This window comes from Sorangium sp. So ce367, from assembly GCF_051520455.1.
Lineage (GTDB): Bacteria > Myxococcota_A > Polyangia > Polyangiales > Polyangiaceae > Sorangium > Sorangium cellulosum_B.
On the sequence record NZ_CP150334.1, the window covers coordinates 8,339,308 to 8,355,904 of the forward strand.

Consider the following 16,597-nt stretch of genomic DNA (forward strand, 5'->3'; position numbering starts at 1 on the left):
GGCCGCGCGGCCAGAGGCCCCGTTCATGAGGGCCGCCGCGCGGCGGTTCGGCTAGAAGCCCCGTCGCCATGGACTTCTTCGCGACCGCCGCCAAAGGAACCGAGCCCGCCCTCCGCGACGAGCTCCGCGAGCACCGGTTCCGCGGCGTCCGCGCGGATCGCGGCGGCGTCCACTTCTCCGGCCCGCCGGACGAGGGATTCCGCGCGTGCATCGAGCTCCGCACCGCCGTGCGCGTGCTCGTCGAGCTCGCCTCGTTCGACGCGCCCAGCGGGGACGCGCTCTACGAGGGCGTCTCGCGCGTCGACTGGGCCCCTTACCTGAGCCCGGTCCACACGCTCGCCGTCCGCGCCTCCTGCCGCTCGAGCGCGCTGACCCACACCCAGTTCATCGCGCAGCGGACCAAGGACGCCATCGTCGACCAGATCCGGCGCCGCGTCGGCGCCCGCCCGTCGGTCGATCTCGACGACCCGGATCTCGCCCTCTTCCTCCACCTCGTCCGCGACCGCGCGACGCTCTACGCCGACCTCGGCGGCGCCTCTCTCCACCGCCGCGGCTACCGCACGCACATCGGCGGCGCGCCGCTCAAGGAGACGCTCGCCGCCGCGCTGCTCCGCCTCTCCGGCTGGGACCGCGCCCGCCCGCTCGTCGACCCGATGTGCGGCGCCGGCACCATCGCCCTCGAGGCCGCGCTCTGGGCGCGGGACATCGCCCCCGGCCTGCGCGCGCAGCGCTTCGGCTTCGAGCGGTGGGCGTGCCACGATCAGACCGCCGCGCGGCGCACGACCGAGCTCCGCGACGCCGCCCGCGCGCGGATCCGGCCGGATGGCCCCGCGATCGTCGCCGCCGACATCGACCCCCGCGCCGCCGAGATCACCCGCGGCAACGCCCGGATGGCCGGCGTGCAGATCGAGGTCCGCTGTCAGTCCATCACCGCGCTCGCCCCGACCGCGCCGCCGGGCCACGTCCTGACCAACCCGCCGTACGGCGAGCGCCTGCCGGGGACGCTGGCCCTCTACCGCGACATGGCGGCGGCGCTGTTGCGGCTCGCGGGCCACCGCGTCGCCATCCTCGCCGGCACCGAGGACATCGAGCACGCCATGCGCCGGAGGCCGGAGCGGTCGCTCGTCGTGTTCAACGGCCCGATCGAGTGCCGGCTGCTGACGTACGACATCCCCTGAAGCGGCGCGCGGCGTCGGACAGGGCGCGCCGCGCGAGAGGGCGCGTGCGAGACGTGCGAGACGTGCGAGACGTGCGAGACGTGCGAGACGTCAGGAGAACAGGCGCATCACAAGGAACATCGCCAGCGCCGTCAGGAGCATCCCGGCGACGAAGCCGATGATGAGCCCCCGCTTGCCGGCGAGCCAGCTCGGCTCCCGCGCTTGCGGAGGCGCCGGCGCAGCCGCGGGCGGCGCCTGGGGCACGACGACGTGATCGGGCATCGTCGCGCGGCGCTCCAGCACCGTGCGCTGCTCTGCGATGGTCGCGGCGAGCTCGAACGGCACCGACGCCGCCGGGGCCGCCGCCGGAGCTGCCGGCGAGGCGCTGTCGGCCGCGGCCGGCGCTCTCCGCACGACCGCCGCCGAGTCCCCGACGGTCTCCGCGCTCGCCGCGCCGAACCCCATCGCCCCGAACCCCTGCGGGCTCGCCGCCTGGAGCTCGCCGGGCGTCACCGTGGGCATCTGGCTCTCGGCCGGGGGGTGGGACGAGACCAGCCGGAGCGTGTTGGCGACGCGCGGCGATCTCCTGTCCCACACCCCCGCCGCCCCCCCGTCGAGCGGGCTCTGCGGCGTCGCCGGGACCGGCACGGAATCGACGCGCACCAGGCCGACCTCGGCCCGCTTCTCGGGCGTGCCCAGCCCGAAGTCCTCGGCAGAGCGGAGCGTCGCCTTCACCTCGCGGCCAGGAGGCGTGATGTCGAGCTCGTCGCCCTCGTCATAGGCCGCCGTGTGGACTCGCACCTTCGCCGGACCGAGGAGCTCGTCGCGACGGACCATGGTGAGCGTGCTGTCGTCGTCCCCGCTCGCATCGCCGTCTGCGCCCGGCTCGTCCAGGCCGTTCCCCGAGAGCAGCGCCTCGCTGGGGCCGTGGGACCAGGACGGAAGCTGCAGCGAGATCTCCGGCACCGACTCCCCGGCCCAGCGCTGCGGCTCGGCCCCCGCACCCGGCGCGACCGCCTGTGGATCGAGCGTCTGCGGGAGCTCCGAGGGGGGCGGCGCGCGGTGAAGCACCACCGGCGGCGGACGCGCGGCCTCGGCGTTGGCCCCCCCGGAGACGAGCGTCCGGGCCGACTCGATCGAGAGCTCCGCCCTCGGCGCCTGGCCGGAGATCGGCGCCGACGTCGAGCTCGGCAGCGACGTCAACGGCGGGAGCGACATCGGCCCTCGCTGCAGCGACGCGTCCCGCGAGAACAGCGAGCTCGGCTGCCGGCGCGAGATCGGCCCGAGCCCCACGGCCGTGTCGGGCAGCTCGGCCAGCAGGCAGTGCAGCGTGTACCCGAGCTCGCGCGCCGTCTGGTACCTGTCCGCCGGCTCCTTGGCGAGCGCCTTCACGATCAGCGCCTCGAGGCGCGGGTGGATCCCGGGCGCGCAGCTGCTCGGCGCCGGCACCGGCGCATGGATGTGGAGCGTCGCCGTGTGGAGCGGCGTCTCGCCCTCGAACGGCAGCCGCCCCGTGACGAGCTGGAACAGGAGGACCCCGCAGGTGTACAGATCGGCCCGCTGATCCACCGGCAGCAGCCCGCACTGCTCCGGAGCCATGTAGGCCGGCGTGCCGACGAACGTGCCCGCGCGCGTCACGACGGACAGCGGGTCGGCGAGGAGCTCGGGCTCCTCGCCAAACGAGCCGGTGTCGAGGATCTTGGCGATCCCGAAATCGAGCACCTTCACCCGCTCGCCGTGAGGGTGCATGGGATCGGGGACCACCATGACGTTCTCGGGCTTCAGATCGCGGTGCACGACGCCCATCTCGTGGGCGACCGCGAGCGCCTCGCACACCTCCGAGAGGATGCGGACCGCCCGCGCCTGGCCGATCGCGCCGTGGCGCTCGAGGAGGACGTAAAGGTCGTCCCCCGAGAGCAGCTCCATCACGATGTAGCTGAGGGCGCCCTCGACCCCGTACTCGAAGATCTTGACGGAGTTCGGGTGCTTCACCCGCGCCGCGGCCTTCGCCTCGCGCTGGAAGCGCCGGATGAACGCGCGGTCCCCGGTGAACTCCGGGTTCATGATCTTGATCGCCACCCGGCGGGGCTCGGCGTCGCGCTCGGCGATGAAGACGCTGGCCATGCCGCCCTCGCCGAGGAAGCGGGTGATCGTGAACCGCCCGGCCACCTTGCGGCCGAGGAGCGCCTCATGCCTCATGCGCCCGGCACCTGCCGGCGTCTGCCCCGCTCGCCCGCTTCCGGGCGGCCGCACCGCATGCCCGCCCCAGGGCGGCCGTGCCCCTCGCGCAAAAGAGCGCTGCGCCCATGGCTGTCCGCGCGCCCGCGCGACCCGCGCGTCCGATGCGAGGGAGAGTGCACGCGGCGACCATACCAAAGAACTCGACAGCCGACGACTTGTCGGCCCCCGGCGGCGCGCGGGCGCGCCGCGCGCCGTCGACCGTCCCGAGCACCGCTCCGGCCGCCGTCACCCCGGAGACGGGCGCCGGTCGCAAGCTCGTCCGGCAACAGTTAACTCTTTAACGCCACGCCCGATGCGCATGTGCGACAGGTGCTTAACTTATCGAAAGAGCTCGCGTTCGAGCGTCGGCGAGCGTTGGCAACGTTCTTGCCTTGGGGGGACTACCTCGCGCTGCGCCCTGTGCGCCGTGAAGGGTCAGCTTGTGCGTCGATCTCGACAGGCAGCTTCCGGAGGATCGTTGATGAATCGAATTTTTAGGCGTGCGGTGCTCCTCGGCACCGTCGCGCTGACCGTCGTGGGGGCGGGCTGCGCCGAGGAGCGGCCGTCCATCAGAAGGGTGCAGAGCGATGCGCTCGCCAAGTCCTTCTTCCTTGGAAAGGACATCAAAGACATCGTCGATGACCCCGAGTTCTACATGCGGGGTACGGTCGTCGACGTCGGGTACGGCGCCGCCCAAGATGGCCTCTTCACGTCGACCTACGCCCAGCCCGTCTCCCGGATCAAGTGGGAGGTCACCGAGCGCCAGCTCAACGCCCGGCTCGCCTACGAGCGCATCGAGGGGACCGACGGCAAGGGCAACAACCACAAAGGGCTCACCAAGAAGACGACGAACGACGGCCAGATCGTCGCGAGCTACGCGATCGAGTCGCATTTCGACATCGTGCGCGACTACAACCCGTCGACCGGCGAGGAGTCGAACGTCATCGTCGAGAACACGAGCGACCGGCTCTGGTACGAGCGCGAGTACTTCCGCGTCGACTGGTCCCGCAACCTCGTCACCGACGCCTACGACTTCGACACGCTGTCGCAGATCGGCATCTACGGAGGTGTCGAGTACGAGCCGCTCGCCTATTACGTCAGCGATCCCGCCTCCGCCGACGCCCCGCGGTTCGACGTCGAGAGCGGCTACTTCGACGTCACGACGAAGGCGTTCGCCACGCCCGCCCTGCTCGACCTCTCGAGCCTCGGCTGGGGCATCGAGAAGTTCCCTGCCTGCATGCTCCCGGGCGACTTCGCCGGCGGCACCGACCCGTACGGCAACTGCAACCCGGTCGAGATCACGATCCGGCAGTCGTTCAAGAAGGTGGTCGACACCGACTACGAGCCGATCGACTTCGACGGCGTGAGGTTCCAGGCGTTCGGCATCTTCACCGCCGAGTCCCGCTACGGCTACGAGCGCAACTACGGCATCGTGGACAACCAGTGGCGGCGCTTCGCGTCCCGCTACAACCTCTGGAAGCGCAGCCACTTCTACGACAACCCCGAGACGATGGAGGGCGCGATCGCCTGCGCGACCCGGGAGACGGCCCCGGGCGGCGACGTGAACGCCGATCCGAACCTCGACAAGGACAATGACGGCACCGCGGACGCGTGCGCGGCGGCCGGCGCGGGCTCGCAGTGCGACGTGTACAAGCAGAAGTGCACGCTGCCTTACGCGGAGCGCGAGGCCGTCGTCATCCCCTGGTACGTCGGCGGCGACACGTCGGAGGACATCTTCGAGGCGACCCAGTGGGCCGCCGAGGAGTGGGATCTCGCGATGAAGACCGCGATCCAGACCTCGCGCCTCGTCGAGTGCCGGAAGACGGGCGGCCAGGACTGCGACGCGCAGTTCCCGATGTGGAAGGGCCAGCAGGACGACATCGACGAGGCCGTCGCGCTCTCGCGCGCGCTGAACGCGTGCCGCCGCGAGCAGGGCTGGGACGCGTCGATCTGCGACGACCAGGCCAAGCAGGCCGTGGAGCAGCTCTCTCAGCGGCGCGGCGGCGACCAGGCGACGCTCGCGATCGGAGGCGTCGTCACGCAGCCGTCCGTGATCGTGCTCTGCCACAACCCCGTCATCGAGGGCGATCACCCCGCCTGCGGCGACACGAGCGTTCCCCTCGAGGAGCGCGTCGCCCCGCGGCTCGGCGATCTCCGCTACAACAGCGTGCTCATCGTCGAGAAGCCGCAGAAGCCGTCGCCCTGGGGCATCATGGCCGACGCGGACGACCCGCTCACCGGCGAGAAGGTGGCCGCCAGCATCAACATCTGGAGCCACGTCACCGACTCCGCGGCGCAGCAGCTGGTCGACCTCGTCCGCTACATCAACGGCGAGATCCCGACCTCCGAGATCACCGACGGCAAGTACATCCGCGACTGGGCCCAGGCGAGCCGCATCTCCGGCGGCGGCCAGGGGCCCACGATGACGAAGCGCGAGGTCACGTCGCGGCTCGCGAGCGCCACGAAGCTCGACCCCGAGGCGTACGAGAGCCTCGTCGCGCAGGGCGTCTCCCCGCAGCTCAAGGCGCTCATCGAGCCGATGAAGGCGAAGGTCGCCGACATCGCGGTGCGGGGCGACATCGCCTCCCCGCAGCAGGCGATCGTGGGCGCCCGCATGAAGGCCGCCCGGGGCAGCCTCGCCGAGTCGGAGCTCATGAACCCGGCGATGCTGAAGCGCGCGGGCATCCCCGCCGGCCTGCCCATCGAGGGCCCGCTCGCCGACGCGGCGTCGCCGTTCGCGATGAACAACCCGAAGCTGCACTCGCAGCTCCGGCACATGCACGACAACGCGCTCGCCGAGCGCGGCGCCTGCATCCTGCACGAGGCCCCCGAGGCCACGGCGATGACGGGCCTCGCGGAGGCGCTCCGCGAGAAGTTCCCCGTCGGCGACGAGGAGACGGCCGACGAGAAGCGGGGGCGCTACGAGAGGATGTTCAAGTACCTCCAGCGCCGCTACCACTACGCGGTCATCGCGCACGAGATGGGGCACTCCATCGGCCTCCGGCACAACTTCGTGAGCAGCTACGCCTCGCTCTTCTTCCGGCCCCAGTACTGGCAGCTCAGGACGAAGAACGGGAAGGTCAAGGCGGCGTGCGCCGGTGAGGCGGGCGAGAGCCCGGAGGAGTGCGTCGGCCCTCGCTACTTCGACGCGATCACGGACGAAGAGCAGAAGAACATGATCTGGATGTTCCAGCACTCCACGGTCATGGACTACCCGGGCGACGTCTCGCAGGACCTTGTCGGCCTGGGCGTCTACGACTTCGCGGCCGCGCGCTTCTTCTACGGCGACACCGTGAGCGTCTACGACAACGGCGAGCGCAACTACCTCGCCGGCGGCAGGATCGGCGGCGGGCTCCTCGCCGCCGCGGACAACTTCGGCGGGCTGGCCGGCATCAAGTACGGCATGTTCGCGAAGGGCAACAGCACGAACGCGCCCAGCGTCAACGACTTCCACTACTCCCAGCTGCAAGCGCAGTACGAGGTCATCCGCGACTGCTACGACGTGCAGGCGACCCCGCCCGCGACGTGGAACGAGCGGCTCGACGGCAAGTGGCACACGCTCCTCGACGGCGGCATCGTCAAGGTCGGCGACGAGACGAAGCGCTGCCGCCAGCAGCCGGTCGACTACGTCGGTTGGAAGCAGCTGCGCATGCCGCAGGACAAAGAGACCGCGCTCGGCGCCTTCCGCGGCGGTCCGGCGGTCGACGCCCAGAACCGCGTCCGCGTGCCGTACGCGTTCGCGACGGACAACTGGGCCGACCTCGGCAACGTCTCGGTCTTCCGTCACGACAACGGCGCCGACCCGTACGAGCAGCTGATGTTCCTGATCACCACCCAGGAGAACAGGCACATCTTCGACAACTTCCGGCGCAACCTCACGACGTTCAACGTCCGCACCGCGGCGGATCGATCCTATGAACGCTACAACGAGAAGATGCTCGGCATCGCCGGCGGCATCGGGTTCTTCGGGACGATCTACCAGGATCTCGCGACGAACCAGGGCCTGTCGTTCGACACGCTGTGGCCGCTCCTCATCGAAGGCGGCCTCCAGGAGAACGTCGTGGCCGCGACGGTGGCGTTCGATCACTTCACGAGGCAGCTCGCCCGCCCGGAGGAAGGGCCGCACTACCTGCGCGATCCGCTGTTCAACGACCCGGTCCTCCGCTCGAACCTCGACGGCGACGACTACGGCGCCGGCGAGGACTTCGGCTCCTTCGGCGGCACGACCAACAGCCCGGTGCTGGTCCAGATCCCGAACGGCTCGACCGGCTACCTGAAGGACGTCGGGTTCGGCGGTCACCCGCTCGAGAACCGGAACTCGGAGGTCAACGGCGACTTCAACAGCGACTACACGTCCAACGCGGGCAGCTACTACGACAAGATCAACACGGCCATCCTGCTCTCCGAGTCGGAGGACCGGTTCGTGAGCCAGTCCCGCCGCGACTTCTACGACGCCCGCTTCCGCGCGGTCGGCATGGCCGACGTGCTGCCCGAGGGCTACCGCCGCGTGCTCGCCAACGCCCTCACCGGTGACCGCTCGCTCCTCGCGCCTCGCCTCGAGGCCGACAACGACGGCTTCCCGGTGCTCGACGAGCAGAGCAAGGATCCCGACCCGCTGGCGAAGGAGTTCCCGGCGCGCCCGATGGGCTGGGTCAGCTGGTGGCCGAACGAGGGGCCGAAGGTCTGCTTCCCGACCGACGGGAAGAACCTTTGCACGAACTACGCCGGCGGCGACTTCGACCCGGCCGTCGTGGACCGGACCATCGCGGTCGATCCGCAGATCGGCTGGGAGGTGCAGAAGTTCCTGATCGCGTGGACGCTCGCGAACATCCCCGCGAACGGCAAGACGAACTGGCTCGACATGATGCGCGTCTACCGGCTCGGCAGCGACGCGGACCCGGGCATCGAGCAGCGCATCGAGTGGCAGGACCCGACGTCCGGGCAGATCTACTACGCCCGCACGTACGGCATGGAGTGCCTCTTCGGGGCCGGCAAGAACAGGGCGGCCTGCGAGGGCTCCGGCGGCAGGTGGGTGCAGAAGGGCATCGCGGCCCGCGTGATCGAGTACGCCAACGCCCTCACCGCGAAGGGCTACCAGCTCGACACGCAGAAGTACGTCGGCCAACTGGAGGCCGACCAACTGCCACCGGACGGCAGCATCCCCAGCGTCCCCGGGGATCCCGCGTACGTCGCCGAGTACGGACCCGGCTTCAACAAGTACGGTCGCCCGATGATCACGTACCACCCGGACGGCGCCGCGATCATCATCCCGGATCCGGCGATCAAGGACGTGCCCGCGGTCGGCCCGTTCAAGGAGGTGCCGGCGTGCGATCAGAACATCAACGAGAACTGCACCCAGCTCACCATCTACAAGAACCACTACGCGTACGAGCTGAAGGGCTACAAATCGGTGCCCGACTACCTGCTCAAGATGATGGTGCAGCTCGAGCTCGCCGACCCGGAGCAGCTGGGCCTGTACCTCGACAACGACGACGACTGATCCGCGCCTCCCCGCGCCGGGGGCCCTGCGCCGGGGCCCCGCCCTCCTCTCTCCCTCTCCTCCTCTCCCCCCTCCCTGCGATCTGAACGCGCGCCGGCCCCGGCCCTGCCCGGCGGGCCGCGCCGGCCGTCCCGATCCCTCGGGCCGAGCCCGCCCTGCTGCCATTGGAGGTCGCGCGGGCGCCAGGGCGGCACTACGCTCGCCGTGGCGCTGCGCGCGCCGCGGCATGATCCCTTCCCCCGCCCTCCACGCCATCGCCCCGGCCCAGCGCTCGGACGCGCGGGCCTTCGCGGCCTACCTCATCGAGCACGTGGGCGAGTCCGGCCGGCGCGGCGTGCCCCACTTCGCCGTCGCGACGTCGCTCAGCCCCGACGAGGTCGAGCAGAGCGCGCGCGACCGCTGGGGCAAGGGGCTCGACGAGCCGCTCTGGGGGCGGGCCTGGCTGCTCCGGTCGAGCGAGCCGCGGGCGCGCATCATCGGGCACATCGAGCTCCGCGGCGGCCGCGTCTGGTCCGAGGGCCACCGCGCCGTCGTCGCGATGGGCATCCTCGGCCCCCACACCGGGCAGGGCCACGGCCGGCGCCTGCTCGAGACCGCGATCGCGTGGGCCCGCGCCGAGGCGGGCCTCGAGTACCTCGACCTCGGCGTCTTCGCCAACAACGAGCGCGCCAGGCGGCTCTACGCGGGGATGGGGTTCGTCCCGATCGGCACCCGGGAGGACGCGTTCCGGGTCGACGGCGCCATCCTGGATGACATCCAGATGACCCTCGCGCTCCGCTCTCCCGACCCGCGCGCGGTCGCCCCGTCGGAGCGCTGAGCCGCGGCGCGGGTGTCCCGGGCCCGCCCGCGGCCCGGCCCGTGCCCCGCACGAGCGCTGGACGCGCGCTGGAGGGTACCCGCCGCGGCGCAGATGCGTCATGAGGACAACGCCGTCCAGGCGCCGGAGGCCCGGCCATCGCCGGCCCGGTCGCCAGCGGCCGTCACCGCAGTCCATCGCCACCGAAAGCCACCATGCTCCGCTCGCCGCTCCTGCCGATCTTCCTTACCGTCTTCGTCGACGTCCTCGGCCTCACGCTCGTCCTCCCCCTCCTCCCGTTCTACGCCGAGCACTTCGGCGCCAGCGAGCTCGTGGTCGGCGTGCTCGCGGCGAGCTACGCGGTCTGTCAGCTCGTCTCCGGGCCGATCCTCGGCCGGATCTCGGACCGGGTGGGCCGCAAACCGACGCTGCTCGCGAGCCAGACCGGCACGTTCCTCGGGTTCCTGGTGCTCGGCTCGGCGAGCTCGCTCTGGATGCTGTTCCTCGGGAGGATCATCGACGGGCTCACGGCCGGGAACCTGACGATCGCGCAGGCGTACATCAGCGACGTGACCCGGCCCGAGGAGCGCACCAAGGCGTTCGGCCTGATCGGCATCGCCTTCGGCTCCGGGTTCCTGCTCGGCCCGGCCATCACGGGGGAGCTCGCGAGCCGCTTCGGTTACGGCGCGCCGGCGTACGGCGCGGCGGCGCTTTCGCTCCTGTCGGTCCTCCTCACGGCCACGCTGCTCCCGGCGAAGCCGCCCTTGCCAGCGGCCCAGGACGGGGCGACCTCCGCGGCCGCCCGGCCGGCGTCGCTCGGCCGCGGGGACGCCTTCCGCCGCTACTTCGACCGGCCGCTCCCGCGCCGCCGGCTGCTCGAGTTCTTCGCCTTCTCCCTCTCCTTCTCGACGCTCATCGGCGGCCTTGCGCTCTTCCTCGAGCGGCGCTTCGCGTTCGGCGTCAAGGAGACGGGCTACCTCTACGCCTTCTCCGGGCTCATCGGCGGCAGCATCCAGGGCGGCCTGATCGGCCGGCTGGCGAAGCGGTACGGCGAGGAGCGGCTCGCGCTGATCGGCTTCTCCACGATGGTGGTCGGCTACGGCCTGCTCGGCGTCGCGTACACCCTGCCCGTGCTGCTCGCGCTCGTGGGGCTCGCGGCGTTCGGCGCGGCGGTGGTGCGGCCGGCCGTCACCACGCTCCTCACGAAGAGCGTCGGCCGCGACGAGCAGGGCGCGGCGCTCGGCGTGAGCCAGTCGCTGGCGAGCATCTCGCAAATCATCGGCCCCATCAGCGCCGGCTGGCTGATCGAGCACCGGGCGCTCGCGGCGTACGGCTTGATGGCGGCCACCTTCGCCGCCCTCGGCGTCCTCCTCGGCCTGCAAAAAATCCCCGTCAGCGAGCCGGTCGAGCTCTGACCGCCGCCCCTGGTTCCTCCCGAAACCCCATCAGTTCCCGCCCCCCCTCAGCACCATCCAGAGCCGCAGCAGAGCGGCGGTCACCCGCTTCGGATACGGGCCCAGATCGGCGTTTTCGGCGCGCAAGCGCACTCCGGTGCGCTGAGCACCGAAAACGTCGAAATGGGCCCGTATCCGAAGCGGGTGACCGCCGCTCTAGGCGCGCGCGCCCTTCACGAAGGGTAGGAGGGCGTCGACGAGCGGCGGCGTGGCGTCGTCGAGACGCCGGGGGTTGTGCCAGGCGAACGGCTCGACGAGGCGCGACGGCCGGAGGCCGAGCTTGCCGCGCGAGCACTCCACGAGGAGCGACAGCGCCCCGTGGCGATCATGGAGCCAGTCGATCTCCAGGCCCGCCTTGCGGACGCCCCAGGCGAAGCGGACGTAGGACATGGCGCGGTACGGCCTGCGGTCCGCGGCGCGCGCGACGCGCAGCGCGAAGGCGTGGTGCTCGGCGGCGTCGGCCACGGGCCAGAGGCTGTGCGCCGGCGGGTACAGCACGGCGCCTCCCGTGCTGTGCAGCGACAAGGCGCGGTCGATGCGGCGCGACGACAGCGCGTGCGCGATGGCCTCCACCTCGGGCTCGCTGGCGGGGCGGCTGCCGGGCGAGAAGAGGAGCCCGATGAAGCGCTGGATGAGGCCGCGCTCGTACCACCCCGCGTCGAAGTTCCGGTTCAGGTCGACGCCCCGGGCATTGCCACGCACGTACCGGTGTCGCCCGGCGCGGAGGTTCATCTCGACGCGGAGGAGCCCATCCGGGTTCACGATCGGGACGGCGAGGATCGACCGGCCGCCGAGGTCCTGGGTCGCGAGGCGTTCGAGCAGCGCCAGGTGGGCCTCGATGCCGATCCACTCGAGGGGGTGGATCCCGGACAGGATCACCGTCGTCCGCACGCGCTCGCGCGACCCGGCTCCCGTCGAGGGGCGGAAGCTGGCGCGCTCGGCGCGCTCGGCCGACGGAGCGAGGGCGGCGTCGCTCGGCGCCGGGTCGTCCGCGCCGCCCGGCGCGCGGCTGCCATCGGCATCCGGCGTGCCATCAAGCGGACGGAGCGAGACGCCGTTCGCAACGCCCTGTCCTCCCTGGGCGCTCGGCGCCACGAGGCCCGCGGCTTGCTTCTCGCCGCGCGCAGCGGCCAGGCTGGCCGCGCCGAGGTGAACGGCGAGCAGCGGCTCGCCCCGGATCGAGCGCCCGATCAGCGTGACCTGCGCCCCGCGGTCGGCGAGCCGCTCGATCGCCTCCAGGAGCTCGCCGTACCCCCGGTAGGGACCGAGCCCGCGGCGAGCGAGCAGACGGGAGAGCGGCGCGCGTCGGTGTACAAAGAGGGCCGCCCTCAGGGCAGCCCGGCCTTGCTCTTCCGATGCCTGATCGGACTTCGGCATGCAGGGCTCACCTTTACCCTAGATGGCACGAACTATAGACCACCGGCCGCGCGTTCGTGCGATCCGGACCAGGTCAAACCAGGGATTACCGTGGCAGCGGGCGCGCATATGGAATTCGACGGCAACGGGTGGGCGGAAGGACGTATCGAGCTGCTGCCTCCGAGCCAGGGGTGGTCGCTGCTGTCGCCGGAGCCCGAGGCGCGGATCGACGAGCACCGCTGGGCACATCAGGCGCGCGTCTTCTTCGGAGCGGAGCTCACGCTCGTGCAGAAGAAGGCGTACCCATCGGGGACCACGCCGATGGCCGACGCCGTCGAGGTGGACATCGCGCGCACCGCCGCTTCTTCTATGCCGCGCACGCCGAGCCGCGTGCGCGTCGTGACGGTGCCGCTGGATCGCGCGCCGCTCGTGCGCGCGGCGGCCGCGGCGGGGGTGAGGGCGATCGGCGGGCGCGGGTTCGACGCGCTGCTCGCGCGGGCGCGGCGGGTCTGGCAGGTGCAAGAGCCGGCGATCGCCGGCGACGACGCGCGAGCGCCCCTGGTCGTCACCGCGGTGCTCGCGGCGGTGCTGCTCGCGCCCGTGGTGCCGCCCGGCGAAGAGACGATCTTCGGGGTGAAGGGGGCCAGAGAGCGGCTGCAGCGGCTCGGCTGGTGACGGGGCGGCGCGTCGCGCCCGCCCTCGGCCGCCTGCCGACGGATGTCGTCCTCGGCGCTCTGAGGTGCCTGCTCGTCGGGCGCCTGTACTAGCGTGCGCGCCCGTGCGCTCCCGCTTCCCGCTCGTGGCCGCCCTGTTCTTCGTCTCTGGCGCGACCGGCCTCCTCTACGAGGTCGCCTTCTCCAAGCTGCTCGCCTACGTCTTCGGCGCCACCGCCTATGCCGTGAGCACGGTCCTCGCCGCCTTCATGGGCGGCCTCGCCCTCGGCGCGCACCTCGGCGGCCGCCACGCCGCGTCCGCGCGCCGCCCGCTCGTCGTCTACGGCGCGCTCGAGGTGATCGTCGGCGCGATCTGCGCCGTCTCGCCGTTCCTGTTCGAGGCGCTGACCTCGGCCTACGTCGCCGTCGCCCGCGCAGCGCCCGACTCGCTCGCGCTGCTCACCGCGGCGCGCGCCGCGCTGACCGCCCTCGTGGTCGTCGTCCCCACGGTCGCGATGGGCGCCACGCTCCCGGTGCTCTCGCGCATCCTCCGCGCCGGCGCCGCGCCGGACGGCGGCGCGCCCCCCGCCAAGCACGACGCCGCGCGCCGCCTCGCCTCGCTCTACGCCATCAACACGGCCGGCGGCGCGGCCGGCGCGCTCTCCGGCGCCTACGTGGTCCTCCCGCACCTCGGCATCCGAGGCGCGCTCTGGTCCGCGGCGATCGCCAACCTCGTCCTTGGCGTCGTCGCGATCTCCGCCGGGCTCCGCGGCCCGGCGCCTGCTGCCGCCGCCCCCGACGCGCGCTCCCCCGAGGCCCCCGACGCGCGCTCCCCCGAGGCCCGCACCACGGACGCTCCGCTCCCCGCGGCCGCCGGCCGGGCCGAGCCGCCGTTCCTGCTCCTGCTCGCGTTCGCGTCGGGCTTCCTGGTCTTCGCCGCCGAGGTGGTCCAGACCCACCTGCTCGCGCTGCTCATCGGCAACAGCGCCTACGCCTTCGGGCTGATGCTCGCCGTCTTCCTCGTCTGCCTCGCGGCCGGCGCCGCGCGCTCGCCTGCCCTCGCGCGCCGCCACGGCGAGGGCGCGCTCTCCCGGGGGCTCGCCGCCGCCGCGCTCTCGCTCGCCGCCACCGTCCCGCTCTGGGACCAGCTCCCGCGGCTCTTCGCCTTCGCGGGCAAGCACGTCGACGGGTGGGCCGGCCGCGAGGCGTGCCGCGCGCTCGCCGCCCTCGCGATCCTCGCGCTGCCCACGCTGTGCATGGGCACGACCTTCCCCCTGCTCCTCGCGCGCGCCGCCGCGCACGCCGACGTCGCCGCGCGCGTCGGCAGGCTGACCTCCGCGAACACCCTGGGCACGATCGCCGGCTCCATCGTCACCGGCTACCTCATCCTGCCCGCGCTCGGCTCCGAGCGCGCGCTCCTGACGATCGCGCTCGCCTTCGCCCTCACGGCCGTCCTCGCCGCCGCGCGCGCCGGGGCGGAGCTCCCCCGCGCCCTCGCGCTGGCCGCGGCGGCGGGGGCGCTCGCCGTGCTCGCGCCCCGCTGGGACATGGCCCGCCTCACGAGCGGCGCGAACGTCTATTTCGCCATGGGGCCGCGCCCCGAGCGCATCGACTTCGTGCGCGAGGACGTGCACGGCGGCGTCACAACGGTCGCGCACCTCGCCGGCGTCACGACCATGTACACGAACGGCAAGTTCCAGGGCGACGACGGCCCCGAGATGACGGCGCAGCGGCGGTTCGCGCACTTCCCCTCGCTCTTCCTCCGCGACACGCGCGCCGCGCTCGTCATCGGCCTGGGCACCGGCACGACGACCGGCACCATCGCGGCCTACCCCTTCGAGCGCATCGACGTCGCCGAGATCTCGCCCGCGATCGTCGAGGCGTCTCGGCGCTTCTTCGCCGGCCCGAGCCTCCGCGCGCTCGACGATCCCCGCGTCCGCCTCTCGCTCAACGACGGCAGGAACGAGCTGCTCGTCGCCGCCCCGGGCCGCTACGATCTCATCGCCATCGAGCTCACCAGCGTCTGGTTCGCGGGCGCCGCGAGCCTCTACAGCCACGAGTTCTACGAGCTGGCCCGGTCCCGGCTCACCGAGGGCGGCGTCCTGCAGCAGTGGGTGCAGCTCCACCACATCCGGCGGCGCGAGCTCGCCGTGGTGGTGAGGACGATGCGCAGCGCGTTCCCGCACGTCGCGCTGTTCGTGGGCGGCGCGCAGGGCATCCTCGTCGCGAGCGGCGCGCCGCTCGTCGCCTCGGAGGCGCGCCTCGCCGGGCTCGACGCGCGCCCGTCGCTCCAGGCGACGCTCGCCGGCGCGCGGCTCGAGGACCTCCTCGACGCCCTCGTCACCTCGGGCGACGATCTCGACCGCCTCATCGCCGACGCGGCCGAGGACGGCGGCCCGATCCTGTCCACGGACGACAACCTCTACCTCGAGTACGCCACGCCGAAGGGGAACGTGCTCCCGTACGGCGCGTCGCTCGACGCGACGCTCGCGCTCCTCGAGCAGTACCGGACGCGGGCGCCGCGCGCGCGGCACCTCGCGCCCTGAGGTCGCTCAGCCCCCGCCCGCGGGCGCCGCGCCCCCGCCGTCACGTGGCGGCGCGCTCTCCTTGGCCGGCGCGCTCGGCGCGGGGGGCTCGCCCTCCTGCGCCTCCGACGTGGCCCGCGGCTTGACCTGCACCGGCTTGATCTCGTCGCCCGTCGCCACGAAGCCCTTGCGGGGCGGGGGAGCCTTGAGCTGCGCGGCCTGCTCCGCGCGCTGCTTGCGCTGCTCGAGGCTCAGCACCTCCAGCGCCAGGCCGCCCCTGTACGGATCCTGCCCCAGGAAGGGGCGCCCGTTCACCTCGGCCACGTGGAACTCGACCCGGCGGTTCTCGCTGCGGCCTGCCGCGATCTCGTTCGGCCCGAGCGGGCGCGACTCGCCGAAGCCCACGGCGATCAGCCGGTCGCTCTCGACCTCGTGATCGACCAGCCAGTCGGCGACCGCGAGGGCGCGCCGGGCGCTGAGCGCCTGGTTGTGCTCCTCGCTCGACTGCGCGTCCGTGTGCCCCTCGATCCGCAGCCGCGTCACCTCGGGGTGCTCCTTGATGAACTGGAGCAGCGTCTCCAGCGTCTTCTCGCTGCCCGGCCGGATCGTCGCCTTGCTCGTGTCGAAGACGATCTTGCCCTCGATGTAGACCTGGCTCTCCCCGCCCTGCTCCGACCAGGGCTTCTCCGGGTACCATCGCGGGAGCGCCTGCTGCTCCTCGGCGCGCGGCAGCTCCCGCGGCGGCAGCCGGTTGTCGCTGCACCCCTGGCCAGCGAACGCGGCGGGCGCGAGCGCCGCCGCGAGCGCGAACGGCAGGGAGGTGCGGGCGGCCTGCTTCCTCTTCGGGTCCATGTCGCCCTGCAGCGTGTCAGAACCGGCGCTCGGACCGCAAGTAACCTGGCGGACGCCGGGCCGACCGGCGCGGAACGCGGCTTA

9 protein-coding genes are annotated in these 16,597 nt (G+C 72.5%); 6 read left to right on the top strand and 3 right to left on the bottom strand.

All coding sequences use genetic code 11. The features are described 5' to 3' along the window. Positions 1 to 68: 68 nt before the first annotated feature. Positions 69 to 1,178 carry a THUMP domain-containing class I SAM-dependent RNA methyltransferase gene (locus WME97_RS31560; protein WP_437542807.1) on the top strand — a complete coding sequence of 370 codons (1,110 nt, stop codon included), beginning with the start codon at positions 69 to 71 and terminating at the stop codon, positions 1,176 to 1,178. Between the two features lie 90 nt (positions 1,179 to 1,268). Here WME97_RS31560 and WME97_RS31565 read toward each other — a convergent pair whose 3' ends face one another. Further along, positions 1,269 to 3,356: a serine/threonine-protein kinase gene (locus tag WME97_RS31565; RefSeq protein WP_437542809.1), complete on the bottom strand. Its 2,088-nt coding sequence runs from the start codon at positions 3,354 to 3,356 to the stop codon at positions 1,269 to 1,271. A gap of 502 nt (positions 3,357 to 3,858) precedes the next feature. Here WME97_RS31565 and WME97_RS31570 point away from each other — a divergent pair. The 3 genes from WME97_RS31570 to WME97_RS31580 all read left to right on the top strand — a co-directional run bounded on the left by WME97_RS31570 (position 3,859) and on the right by WME97_RS31580 (position 11,088). After that, positions 3,859 to 8,877, top strand: coding sequence for a zinc-dependent metalloprotease (locus tag WME97_RS31570; RefSeq protein WP_437542811.1), 5,019 nt, complete (start codon positions 3,859 to 3,861; stop codon positions 8,875 to 8,877). Between the two features lie 226 nt (positions 8,878 to 9,103). Continuing rightward, complete coding sequence (locus WME97_RS31575; RefSeq protein WP_437542813.1) at positions 9,104 to 9,694, top strand: N-acetyltransferase family protein; 591 nt, start codon at positions 9,104 to 9,106, stop codon at positions 9,692 to 9,694. 194 nt (positions 9,695 to 9,888) lie between these two features. Further along, positions 9,889 to 11,088, top strand: a complete 1,200-nt coding sequence (locus WME97_RS31580; protein WP_437542815.1) for an MFS transporter — start codon at positions 9,889 to 9,891, stop codon at positions 11,086 to 11,088. A gap of 195 nt (positions 11,089 to 11,283) precedes the next feature. Here the strand turns inward: WME97_RS31580 and WME97_RS31585 are convergent, their stop codons facing one another. Beyond that, positions 11,284 to 12,504 (bottom strand): M14 family metallopeptidase, encoded by a 1,221-nt coding sequence (locus WME97_RS31585; protein ID WP_437542816.1) that lies wholly within the window; start codon positions 12,502 to 12,504, stop codon positions 11,284 to 11,286. Positions 12,505 to 12,612: 108 nt separating this feature from the next. Between WME97_RS31585 and WME97_RS31590 the strand changes: the two genes are divergently transcribed. Further along, a complete protein-coding gene (locus WME97_RS31590) occupies positions 12,613 to 13,158 on the top strand; it encodes a hypothetical protein (protein WP_437542818.1) in 546 nt (181 codons plus the stop codon). 103 nt (positions 13,159 to 13,261) lie between these two features. Beyond that, on the top strand, positions 13,262 to 15,682 hold the full coding sequence (locus WME97_RS31595; protein WP_437542821.1) for a fused MFS/spermidine synthase: 2,421 nt from the start codon (positions 13,262 to 13,264) through the stop codon (positions 15,680 to 15,682). Positions 15,683 to 15,688: 6 nt separating this feature from the next. Here the strand turns inward: WME97_RS31595 and WME97_RS31600 are convergent, their stop codons facing one another. Further along, on the bottom strand, positions 15,689 to 16,513 hold the full coding sequence (locus WME97_RS31600; RefSeq protein ID WP_437542823.1) for an OmpA family protein: 825 nt from the start codon (positions 16,511 to 16,513) through the stop codon (positions 15,689 to 15,691). Positions 16,514 to 16,597 lie beyond the last annotated feature (84 nt).